7 protein-coding genes and 1 tRNA gene are annotated in these 11,968 nt (G+C 62.0%); 5 read left to right on the top strand and 3 right to left on the bottom strand.

Going from position 1 to position 11,968, the window contains the following annotated elements:
• Positions 1-97: 97 nt before the first annotated feature.
• On the bottom strand, positions 98-1,606 hold the full coding sequence (gene glpD / locus ASF26_RS20000; RefSeq protein ID WP_056258316.1) for a glycerol-3-phosphate dehydrogenase: 1,509 nt from the start codon (positions 1,604-1,606) through the stop codon (positions 98-100).
• 740 nt (positions 1,607-2,346) lie between these two features.
• Here glpD and ASF26_RS19995 point away from each other — a divergent pair.
• From ASF26_RS19995 to ASF26_RS23565, 3 genes are all read left to right on the top strand, one after another.
• Positions 2,347-2,420, top strand: a tRNA-Gln gene (locus ASF26_RS19995).
• A gap of 50 nt (positions 2,421-2,470) precedes the next feature.
• The gene (locus ASF26_RS23570; protein WP_244476013.1) at positions 2,471-3,112 is read left to right on the top strand and encodes a DUF6538 domain-containing protein; all 642 of its coding nucleotides are present in this window, start codon (positions 2,471-2,473) and stop codon (positions 3,110-3,112) included.
• Positions 3,113-3,575: 463 nt separating this feature from the next.
• On the top strand, positions 3,576-4,238 hold the full coding sequence (locus tag ASF26_RS23565; protein WP_244476012.1) for a site-specific integrase: 663 nt from the start codon (positions 3,576-3,578) through the stop codon (positions 4,236-4,238).
• Between the two features lie 20 nt (positions 4,239-4,258).
• Here ASF26_RS23565 and ASF26_RS22290 read toward each other — a convergent pair whose 3' ends face one another.
• On the bottom strand, positions 4,259-4,516 hold the full coding sequence (locus tag ASF26_RS22290) for a helix-turn-helix transcriptional regulator (RefSeq protein WP_082477721.1): 258 nt from the start codon (positions 4,514-4,516) through the stop codon (positions 4,259-4,261).
• A 106-nt stretch (positions 4,517-4,622) separates the two neighbouring features.
• On the opposite strand from ASF26_RS22290, the gene ASF26_RS19985 reads away from it, so the two are divergent.
• Together ASF26_RS19985 and ASF26_RS19980 are read left to right on the top strand one after the other, a co-directional pair.
• A complete protein-coding gene (locus ASF26_RS19985; protein WP_056258313.1) occupies positions 4,623-5,873 on the top strand; it encodes an MBL fold metallo-hydrolase in 1,251 nt (416 codons plus the stop codon).
• Positions 5,870-6,910: a hypothetical protein gene (locus ASF26_RS19980; RefSeq protein ID WP_082477720.1), complete on the top strand. Its 1,041-nt coding sequence runs from the start codon at positions 5,870-5,872 to the stop codon at positions 6,908-6,910. The genes ASF26_RS19985 and ASF26_RS19980 overlap by 4 nt, the downstream gene beginning before the upstream one ends.
• A 445-nt stretch (positions 6,911-7,355) precedes the next feature.
• Here ASF26_RS19980 and ASF26_RS22855 read toward each other — a convergent pair whose 3' ends face one another.
• Positions 7,356-11,831, bottom strand: coding sequence for a hypothetical protein (locus tag ASF26_RS22855; protein ID WP_156463059.1), 4,476 nt, complete (start codon positions 11,829-11,831; stop codon positions 7,356-7,358).
• Between the last annotated feature and the right edge of the window lie 137 nt (positions 11,832-11,968).

Genomic DNA, 11,968 nt, shown 5'->3' with positions numbered 1-11,968 from the left:
GGCCGTCTCCCCCTAAGCAGGTTTCGCAGAAGTGGCCCCCGGTTCTGCGAGAAAAACCTGCGACACAGCAAAGAGCGAAGCGAATTCGCGTACCCGGTCAAGCCGCTTCGGCTTTGGCCTCCATATAGGCTTCGAGCCGCGCCCGTCCCTCGGGCGGCAGGTGCAGCCCGAGCTTCGAGCGGCGCCAGAGGATGTCCTGAGCGCTGCGCGCCCATTCCCGATCGATCAGATACGCCACCTCGGCCTCGGTGAGCCCTTCTCCGAAATCCGCCCCGAGATCGGCGAGGGTCCGAGCCGTGCCGAGCAGGCCGTCCGTGCGCGTGCCGTAGGCCCGGGCGAGACGCCGTGCCATCGCGGGTGGCAGGAAGGGCCTGCGCGCCATGAGGTCGGCGAGGAACCCCTCGAAATCGGCACCCGGCATGTCGCCGCCCGGCAGAACCGCATCGCCGGTCCAGGCGGGCTTCATCCCGGGGCGATAGGGGGCGAGCTTGGCCAACGCGTGTTCGGCGAGGCGCCGGTAGGTGGTGATCTTGCCGCCGAAGACCGAGAGCACGGGCAGGCGGCCATCCCGGTCGGAGACGTCGAGGACGTAGTCGCGGGTGACCGCGGAGGCCTTCGCGGCGGCATCGTCGAAGAGCGGGCGCAGGCCCGAGAAGCTCCAGACCACGTCGCCGGGATGGATCCGAGCCCGGAACGACCGGTTGATGCAGTCGCAGAGATAAAGGGTCTCGTCCTCGGAGATTTGGACCCGGCCCGGTTCCCCGGAATGGGGCACGTCGGTGGTGCCGATGAGGGTGAAAGCCCCCTCATAGGGGATCGCGAAGACGATGCGCCCGTCCGGCTGCTGCAGGATGTAGGCGTGATCGCCCTCGTAGAGCTTGCCGACGACGATGTGGCTGCCCTTCACCAGCCTGACCGCCGCCCGGCTGGCGAGGCCGAGCGTGTGCCCGAGGGTCTCGCTCACCCAGGGACCGGCCGCGTTGACGATCATCCCCGCATGCACGGCCTCGCTGCGGCCGGTCCCGACGTGGCGGATCGTGGCGACCCAGGTTGTCCCGTCGCGACGGGCCGCTTCGACGGTGGTGCGCGTCCGGATCTGGGCCCCGCGCTCGCGCGCATCCATGGCGTTGAGCACCACGAGGCGGCTGTCCTCGACCCAGCAATCCGAATAGGCGAAGCCCCGCGTCAGACGCGGCTGCAGCGGCAGGCCGAAATCCGAGCCTGGGAGAGTCACCGAGGCGGAGCCGGGAAGGGCGCGACGGCGGGCGAGATGGTCATAGAGGAACAGCCCGAGCCGCAGCATCCAGGCGGGGCGCAGGCCCTCGTCATGCGGCAGGACGAAGCGCAACGGCCAGATGATGTGAGGCGCCAGCCGCAGCAGGCGTCCGCGCTCGGCCAGAGCCTCCCGCACCAGCCGGAACTCGTAATGTTCGAGGTAGCGCAGGCCGCCATGGATGAGCTTGGTGGAGGAGGACGAGGTGAATTCGGCCAGATCCCCGCGCTCGCAGAGCATCACCCGAAGGCCGCGCCCCACCGCATCGCGCGCGATGCCCGCGCCGTTGATGCCGCCGCCGATGACGAGGAGATCGTAATCGTTCGCGTCCAAGCCGTGACCTCACTTTCCCCATCCTCGAAGCCCTCCCAAAAATGAGGGGGACAGGTCGAGCCGGCACGGCCGCCTCCGTCAGGAATGCCCGCGCCGGAGATCGCGGGATCGGGGATATCGGCGACCGGCCCGGATCGAGACGACACGAGAAGTTATCGGACCTCAAGACGTTTTCACTAATACCGGCCGACGATGAGAAGACCTCATCGCTGGCCGCCCGCGCGACTGCGCGGCGGCGGGCGTCCGCCGAACGTGCTGAGAACGACCATCGGTCGGGATCGGCGCCGCTCGGTATAGGGGCTAAAACGGCATATCCGTTTCGACAAGCCGGCCTTCCGGCACGATCCTCCCCATTCGACCAGCAGCCGACCGGCCGCCATGCGTCCGGACGTTAGGGAACCCGCTCGAGGCACGGAGCATGCGCGGGTCGACTGCCCCGCACGTCGATCAGGCCTTGATCTCGCACGCCTCCACGGGCCGCATCTCCACGGGGTACGGGCGACGCAGGCCCGGAAGTGCGGACCGCTTGCCGCTCCGACGTGACAGGCGCCCCGTGACTCCGGCCAAACGCAACTCCGGGATTCCTTCCCTTCGAGCGATCGCCCTGTTTGGCTTCATTCGGGTGGTTGACCGGACAGGAACAGTGCCTTATGCGAACAACCTCGTTCGGAAGCGCTCACGAAGCTTCCGGCCAAGCTCGGAGAACGGCGGCAAAAACGCCGTGTCTTTCACGGGTTCGTTGGGGGATAGTTTAACGGTAGAACAGTGGACTCTGACTCCTCTAGTCGAGGTTCGAATCCTCGTCCCCCAGCCACTGTCACACCTAAGTCAACAAGGCACCCAGCCAGGTGCCGAAGGAGCGGAGTGGCACCGATCGCGAATGTCGTCCTGCGTGGACGCACCTTTCATTTCCGCCGACGCATACCGACCGGCCTGCAGCCGAAATTGCGCCTCACCGAGATGGTACGCAGCCTCGGGACATCGGACGCGCGGACTGCCAAGCTAAGAGCCTGTCAGCTATACGTCGCGTCAGAGAATATCTTCTCGACCCTGAACGCGACGCCGATGCTGACCGACGCCCAACTCGCCCGCCTCGTACAGGATTTTTACGGGCTGATTCTCGATCAGGAGAACCAGGGGCGTCTGACGCGCGGCGCAATCCCGAACGACATCCGTGAGCGCCGTGTCGTTCAGTACGAGACAATGGCGGCGCGGAACCGGGAGGCGCTCGCGTGCAACCGAGTGGAGGAGGCGGGCTTCGTCACCGCCCAGATGCTCAACAAACAGGGCATTAAACCCTCCAACCTAAGCCCGGCGGAACTTTCCCAAGCGCGGCAGGCGATGCTGCGCGCAGGCATTGACGTGGCCGAAGCGCTCAAGGCCCGCCACGAGGGCGACTTCAACTTCGAGCCACGCGACAAACTTTTGAAAGCCCAGCTGGAGGCGACACCCCCCTCCACCGCATCTCGCCGAGCAAAGCGCATCGGCACCGACGCCTGCGTCTGAGCCCGAGCCCGAGCCCGAAGCGACGCATGAGGCACCCGACCCATTATCTGTAGTCGGCGCGGCCTTCCGTACCACACAGGTCGCCACAGGCGCCTGGGACCGACAGACAGCGGCCCAAGCGGGAGCAACGTTCCGGCTATTCATTGACCTATGCGCGGACCGCCCCCTTGCAGCGTACACCCGTAAGGATGCCGGCCGCTTCCGGGAACGGATAGAGCGGCTACCAAATGATTACGGGAAGCATCCGCGTTACCGCGACCTCACCGTCGACCAGATCCTGGCCGCATACGATGCGCTCCCCACCATCGGACGTCCCCCCGTCATCACTCAGAAGACGGTCAAGCGGCACTTCTCAGCGCTATCCTCGCTTTGGACGGCCGCCGTATCGAAGGATGACGCCCCAACAAACATCTTCTCAGGCTTCCGCTTTAGCAGCACGCGCAAGGCCAGCGACCAGCGCGATATGTGGGAGCAGGCCGAACTCGTCCAACTTTTTGCGAGCCCAGTTTGGACCGGTTGCCATTCCGAACGCCGTCGTGCGGTCCCAGGGCACATCATCCTGCGCGACGAAAAATTCTGGCTGCCTCTAATCGCCGTATTCTCCGGATTGCGACAGGAGGAAATCTGTCAGCTGCATGTCGACGATATCCGGCAGGACGGGGGTGTTTGGTTCATCGATGTGAACGATCGCCCACCACGCAAAGTGAAGAACGCAACTGCTGTACGACGCGTGCCCGTGCACTCCGAGTTGGTCCGGCTGGGCTTCCTCGCCCATGTCGACACCCAGCGCCGGTCCCGGCAACCGCGGATCTTTCCAGGCCTTGAACCGGGCGGAGCCGATGACCGCCTCGGCCATGCCTTCACCAAGTGGTTCACGCGCTACCGGCGGGAGGTAGGAATTTACCGACCAGGACTGGATTTCCACTCCTTCCGGCACACGGCAACAACCCTGATGCATCAAGCCGGCGTAGTCTCAGCGGTGATCGACCACGTTACGGGCCATGCTACAGCGGGCGAGACAGCTCTCTACACAAAGCGCTCGACCTTGATGCAGTTGCAGGCGGCCATCGAGACGATAGCCATTGGAGTGGATTTAACTGCCTTGCACGCAATGAAAACCGCCTGACCTCTGGAATACCCAGGCGTTCAGCGGCGGCGCCCGCCCTTCAGGGGCACAGGCGGGGCTTCTCCTTCAGCGGGCGCTACAAACAATTCCCCCAGGGGCACGGCAAGGGCGTCAGCGACCTTGTCCAAAAGGTCAACTGTCGGGTTCTCGGCCTGCCGCTCAAGCCCTCCGAGATACGCCCGGTCCACTCCAGCGTCCGCTGCCAGCCGCTCTTGGCTGATTCCTTGCGCCACACGTACTCGACGCACGTTCCACGCGACTAAGGCCCGACCCTTCATAGTTGGGAATGAGCGGGCAGGGCGGGCTATTTAACCACTGGCTATAGCCACAGGTTACCGCTAAGCTTGGCCTGCGGCGCGACGACCGCACGGGGTCTCGGCTCAGATGCAGGTTCGTATCCACCGCGGCACGCGTGAGATCGGCGGTACCTGCATAGAGCTGGTCCACGAAGGCGCCCGCATCCTCCTCGACCTTGGCCTCCCGCTCGACGGCGATCCGGGAGATGCGTCGTGTCATCCAGTCGTGGATGGCATGGCCGGCGGCGGTGATCTGAAGGCGCTTATCCTCTCACACGGACACCGTGACCATGTCGGGTTGGCCCATCTCGCCGGACCGGACCTCCCGGTTGTCATGGGCGCCGCGACACAGGCGATCTTGACGGCCGTCGCCCCGTTCGTCCCGGACGCCTACCTACCGCCATCGACGATCACGATCGAGAACGGCAAACCCCTCACCTTCGGCCCGTTCACGGTCACGCCGACCCTCGTCGATCACTCGGCCTACGACGCCTACGCCCTCCTCGTCGAAGCCGGCGGGCAACGCCTGTTCTACTCGGGCGACTTCCGGGGACATGGGCGCAAGGCCAGTCTGTTCGAGCGCTTCATCCGGCACCCGCCGAAGAACATCGATCTCCTGCTGCTGGAAGGGTCCAGCCTCGGCCGCCTCGATCCGGACCAGCGTTTCCCGACGGAGTCCGACGTCGAGGACCGCTTCGTCTCGCTGTTCCAGGATACCGCCGGCATAGCTCTCGTCGCGGCCTCTGCCCAGAACATCGACCGGATGGTCTCCCTCTACCGCGCCTGCAAGCGCAGCGGACGAACCCTCGTCATCGACCTCTACGCAGCCGAAGTCTTGCGAGCGACCGGCAACGCCAACATTCCTCAATCGGACTGGCCGTGCATGGCCGTATTCGTGCCGCACTACCAACGGGTCCGGATCAAGCAGACCGGGCGGTTCGACCTGCTCGAAGCCCACGCGGCCAACCGCATCTTTCCCGAACATCTGCGGGCGATGGCACCCCGTGCCGCCTTCCTGTTCCGGCCGGCCATGCTGCGAGACCTCGACCGGGCCGAGTGCCTGTCCGGCGCGACCGCGATCTGGTCTCAATGGGACGGCTACCTCGCCCAGGAACGGGGCTTGGCCCTGCAGGCGGATCTGACCGAGCGCGGCATTCCACTTACCCATGCCCACACGTCGGGCCACGCGAGCATCCCGGATCTGAAGCGGCTCGCGGAGGCTATCGCCCCGCGCCGGATCGTACCAATCCATACTTTTCACGCCGACGGCTTCCCCGAATTGTTCGGTCCGAGCGTTAGCATCAAACAGGACGGTCAGTGGTGGGAGATCGCAGCGTGAGTTCGTCGTCTTCGTCGTTCTACAGGGGCCTTAGCGAGACCTACCTCGCAGCACTGGAAGCTCTTACCAATCAGTCTGAGGGCAATTGGTGGCGAGACGTCCTGGCGAGACGCGACCTCGTCATCGCGATCCGCGCCGAGTACCTGAATGTCTACTACCGCGGCGCCTCCATCTTCCGCGTGGAGCGTGAGGGCAACAGACTCGTACCGACCACACACGCCAAGTACCTGACCCGCCGGAAGCAGGGATCGGTCACCCTGGCCGCGGACGGAACATTCAACATCGATCCCGACACCGCTCTCTGGCGCACCTACGAGGGTCCAGCAACGTTGCGGGAAATGATCAAGGCTGCGGACGCGCTCACCGGCCCTGAGAAGATCGGTCTGCACGGCCTTCTCCTCGCTAGCCCCCACGTCATCGACGTCGAGGTTGCGTTTAGCGCCATTGCCCCGCTGACGACGGAAGATTCGAAGGACGGCCTGGTCGCAGCCGCCCAGGAGGAAGCAGGCGAGTTAGCCCAAGCGCCATTACCGTCAGCAGCCGGGGGCGCGGACCGGATCGACGTAGCGACCTTGGAAGAACAGGACGGGGAAGTCCGCATCGTCTTCCACGAGGCCAAGCACTTTGCCAACCCGGAACTTCGTGCCAGCGCCGGGGAAACGCCGCGGGTGGCGGAGCAGATCGACCGGTATCGGCGGACCCTCGCACATCATGCCAATGCGATCAGCCAGAGTTATCGCGATGTCTGCCAGGCGCTTGCCCTTATCGACGCCATGCGCCGCCGGGTGCAAACCGGCACTCCGGCTTTGGCCCCACTTCATCCGCTCATCTCCCGTGTTGCAAACAGCGGCACCCCGCCCACGGTCGACCCCGAGCCGCGTCTCGTCATCTTCGGTTTCGACAAGGACCAACGCGACGGCACGATCTGGCAGAGCCACTTCAAGCGGCTAACGGATACGAGCGGACATGGATTCGGCCTGAAAGTCCACGCGGTCGGCAACACTCTTGGACGTCGATCTCCCGCCTTCACAGCTTGAGAAAAACGCGGTTTGACCGCGGACGTCTTCGACGGGTGGATGTTGGCGGCGCCCAACATCCATCTGTGCCCCTTTGCGGAAGCTGGGGAGGTCCGCTTCAGGAACCCTCACCTGTCCGAGACAGAGGTAGCGATAGTGTACTCGCCTCAGCGCGAGCAAAAAAGGACCAAGCGCGAAAATTATCGTCGATTGCTTTCTCGGGAGGCTCTCTGGACAACCGCGATGGCACGAGTAGGACGGGCGTTCGCGGTCTTGAGGCCAGCTCGCTTGTCCTCGACCACTGCTGTAAAGCCTGGAACAGGCTCACAGATCAGACCTGGAAGATCATATCCCTCGGGGGGCGAAAATGGGCGTATGGGTGCTGATCAATGCCGATTGGTATTATGCACCATTTGTGCCTACTGGCCGTCGACGGAGCTTATCGTAACCTCCGAGAGTGTTTCGTTTAATGGCGCTCTCTACGCCTGAGATCGGGAGCGCGTGAAGCGTCAATACCTATCGCGCGTAGCGAAATTGCACCGACGCGGTTAACCGTTCGTCCTTCTGCCTTTTCCTGCAGTCGTGTCATCACGTTCTCAAATGACAGAACTGCGCGATCCTCCGGTGCCCGCCACGAGCGATCACCATGGTGAGAAACCACTAGCACACCGTGTCTTCTGTTGACTGGTTTGAGATAGTTCTCAGCAAGTTGCCAATTCAGAGCGCTCTCTAGGTCACGAACTGACCAGCCCTGGCCGCCATGCTTGACTTCGACGGCGACTTCCGCGGCCGAGGCTGTTGAAGAAACTATAATGTCCGGTTTGTCCCCACCCGCAACCTGCGCTTCTCGGTGGGCGTGAAAGCGACCCACAGCACGAAGGTTCATCTGCTCCGCCAGCCATTGTTGCACCTCCTCCTCAACCTCAGCTCGCTGCAGAAGAGCGCGGGACGATGAGTCGGACCCAATTCCCGTCAAGTCGGCATTGATGTCTGACAGAACGCCCGTCACTACCTTAAGGAGAGCATCGCCCGTCTTGGCGGGGGCGACGCTGGTGCGCTCAAAATGAAAAACCTCAAGCGGGCTCCACGCAGGAAGCTCAGCGTCACGCTCCGCCATCCCATGCGCAAGTTCGTTAAACCGATGCCATCGGGCCTCAAAAAGTGGATCGGCAGCAAGCTCGCGCACCGCGCGGTAAGCATCCGCACCGGACCGATCTAGCAATGCGCCCAAGATCACATTGCGCGCCTCTTGCGCCGCGTCTCGTCGACCTGGCGTATAACTGCCCTCGTGCTCTATGTCGTCTTGGGGACGGATGTGCCGGTAAGCTAAGCGCACAAGGCCAGTCAACGCGCCAACATTTACAATTTTGAGCGCACGCGAGCAAAGTAAACGGTCTTCCCGGCCGAACATTGTGCCAAGGACATGCTCCACAATCGTAGAGCGACATGGTGCAATTTCGAAATCGTCTTCAGCGTACCCCGCTAGAACACGGCCCGATCCCGCCCCGCTGGGCGCTGTTAGGCGATCCAGCCATGTCGCTAACTCTTGCACGCCTCGGTCGGCATCGACCTGAAACAACATGGCAAAGTGACGGCTCAGCCATTCTTCGGTCCCACGTTTCGCCGCGGCGCGGAGTCGTCGTAGTGAAAGGCGCCTAAGAGCAGCGCGGCTGCTTTCGTCGAGACTGATACGTAGCAGTAGGCGAAGACCGCGGTCGAAGATATCAAGCTGGTCAGCGCACGGTCCACTCACAATTTCTACTATGATATCAGCGACAGCCGAAGGTATGGATGTATTTGATCGCGTGTAGTGCCCCATCGGACTTACATAGCCCGGCAGGCGGCCAGACCACTCGTCAACGAGCATCTCACGTAGCACCGGAAGCGCAATCGACGGGCGGCTCGCAATGATACCGTCGATCCATTCAGGATGGCCTCGCTCAGACAGACGAGCGTGAGCAACCGCGCGATGCGTATCCGGTTCGGTCAAACGCGCCGCCCACCCTTCATCCTCTGTCGCTTCGATGCCGATGCCTGACATTGACAGGATCGTTGGATACTTCTCTGTCACCGCGCCGCCGGAACCGCGATCAGGCCGCGCTGGTTCGGTGATGCGCCACAGCACCTTCATGCCGTCGCGGTAGGCTTCCGCGACTGCACGCCCGAAGCCCTCTTCCAACAACCTCCACTGGCGCGCAGCGTCTTCGTAGTCCGCATCGGTTCTTCGCCTCAGCCACCGCGTAAGAACCTCCAGCTTTTGCGAGCCATCTTTCCAATTGCTGAGCCTGGCCGGGTCACGCAATATCGTAGGGTCTGCGGAAACTTCCTCCCGAAATCGCACCCATGAAGCCTTATCCTTTTTTTCGCGGGCTTCATCGACTTTTTGCTCCCTCAGAACTCCTCGCTTCTCACGCTCAGCATCGCTCGGCTTTGCCGGCGGCGAGAGGTAACCTGTAAGGTCTTCGGCAAGACGCTCGCCACCACCGGCCATAAGCATACGAAGGTGCGGTTCGTGCGATCTCAGTGTCGGATCGCTTGCCGAAGTGTCTTTCTGAGCTTGATGCAACAATCTCACCACAGCGCTGAGTGCAATGCGTCGATCGTCCTCAAGATCACGACTACAAACATCTGCTTCCAGCCAGGATCGATCACTTTGCTCGAACTGCCAAAGCGGATTACCGGAAAAGTAAATGTGCCAAACTGCCGAAGGGCGATCGGCTGTTTGAGTTGCGTTTCGACGGGTTTCCTCAACGTCCGCCCAGAACAGAGATCGCTTCAAACCAGCATGGCTGTTGACTAACTCTTCGAGCGATAGACTTGGTTTGTCGTCGTTGAGAGCGCTATGGTCGCGTTCCGCACGCTCGACTGCCATGAGCAAAGGTAAAGGTGCTCTCTCTCCAAAGCGTCGGACGGAGTCTCGAGCTATTTGACCGAGATCGCGCGAAAGCTCGGCAAACCGGACGGAGACGCGGCGATAGTCAGATACGAAGGGCGGGGTGAGGCAGAGTTGGCCAAGCCCATCGCAAAACCTTAGCCTCGCTTCATCGTGCGGGCAGTTTCGCCAAAATTGCTTTAATGCCCAGCCTAATCTTCCGAGAGATTTTTTCCGATCCGGTGCGGCGGACTCGATCAGAAAGAGCAGGTCGTCGGTTGAAAGGTAACAAGGAAACAAGAATCTAGCGAAATCAATCGCCAATTGTGAACCCGCGGGAGCGGGTCTTGAACGGATCAAAGCTGCGACCGCCGTGAGCGCATCATGATCACCGCAGGCAGCGAGCGATTCCACCGCGTAGGTTCGCAGAATATCTGACACCGACACATCGAGAGCGGTTAAGCGCGCTAGATCCGCACAAGCCGTGACGGGTCCCTCTCGGATCAAACGAAGCAGATCGACCCTAAATCCCTCCCGCGCGTTGAGCCCCCACGCGAGTCGAATCGCGTTTGCAAGCAGCGGCGTGGAGAACATCCAAAGAGCACGATGATCGAGGCTATCGTCGGAAATCTCGCCGCTCGCATGCCGCTCAGCATAAGTTAGGAGCAGCTGCTCCTTTGAATCGAGGGGCAAAGATCGCGGGTCGCCCTCACGCAACAACACCAGCGGCTCACGCTGCAACAGCGTGTCGCGGACGTCGGGATATTCTCGCGCGAGCCATGCTGCAGTCGCTCGTAACGAAGGGACGACAGTAGGAACGCCGTAGAGATCGGCGAACAGCAGGTCATGCACGGCGCTGCGTGGGCAACCATGCTTGAGCAAGCGGTCAAGCCAGTTCGCAGCCAAGTACTCTTGTGTACCTCGGTGGTGGAAGCGAACCCGTCCATAGGTGGAGGGAGTGAATACACCACGCCGCGTCAACGAATTGCGTTGAGCTTCGGTCCATTCCGGCAGCACCTCAACAGGGTCCAGTGCGCCCGAAGCGAGCGTCGGATCAGCGTTATGGCCGGGGGCCCGCAACGTGAACGACTTTGCCAGGGTGAGGGCCCCCGCGACCCTTTCAGCGCCTTGCCGGGCTTGAGTACTGTCCAGATCGCGGTTGTCGGGCCGGAAAGCGCGCTCCGTTAGCTTTCGGGCGACGCCATGCTCTATCATCTCTGACAGAGTTCCGAACTGCCCATAGGACGTCCAATAGTCGGCGAGGTCCAGTAAATCGCCAGGCCTTTCGGCAAGCGTGTCGAGACCGTTTTCAGTGATAGCGTGGCCGAAAGACTCGGCATCCGAAACCCCCGACGCCGTCGCTAATTGTTGTCGCTGGTCCCAAGATAGAGGGACCAACTGCACAACGATCAGCTCGTCAAACGGGCGCGGTTCCGAGCGCTGTCTTGGACCGGGGTTATTGCGAGACCGCTCCTTGAAGATGGGATCGAGCAACGAAGCATCGGCCGCACTTTGGTCGGCAATGCGTTCGGGCCTCGCACGTACAGGAAGGATACGCGTAAAAGCCTCCCGGTCATCCGAACCCTTCCAATCGCTGACGCGGCAGGAGGCAAAAACCCGCGACCGCTCGAGCGCACCACCCAACTCACGTGCGAGGCGACGCAACGCTTTCTCGAAACTCTTATTGTTCAGGCGAGCTTCATCGACAGAATCGAGGAAGAACCGAGCCTCAGGCCCATTTCCGCCATCATCCAGCGCGCGCCATCGCTCGAAAGCCCGTGCAACCTCCGGACTTTCCAGCGCCTGCTCAAAGCCGTCATCGGCTAAATCTTCGACCCTCACGAAGAAAGCGTGGCCACCGGCAGCTGCTAAAGCCTGCGCGCTGTTACGGAATTCCTCCGTTTTGCCGCTTGATGCTTCGGCCAGAAGCACCACGCGCTGGTATTTCAACAGCTCATCCCAGTCGAGCCACCCAGCGATCTTGCGACCCCATGTCCGTCCGATGTCGAGGCTCGCTTCTTTATCCTTCTTTATCGGAACAAAACTGCGGTTTAAATCAACAAATCTCATTCTTGAAATGTATCCATTATAACGCGGGCTGGCCGCGTTGGGCTTAACCCGAGAAGTTGATGGCTCGACGTCTGGGCCTTCAAGCGCCTCCTGGCTCGACAGGAGCCAGAAGAATCTGGCGAGAGCTTCAAAGCCCG

This window comes from Methylobacterium sp. Leaf93, from assembly GCF_001422345.1.
Classification (GTDB): Bacteria; Pseudomonadota; Alphaproteobacteria; order Rhizobiales; family Beijerinckiaceae; genus Methylobacterium; species Methylobacterium bullatum.
The sequence above is the reverse complement of the archived record's forward strand: the minus strand, read 5'-3'. Positions and strand labels throughout refer to the sequence as shown.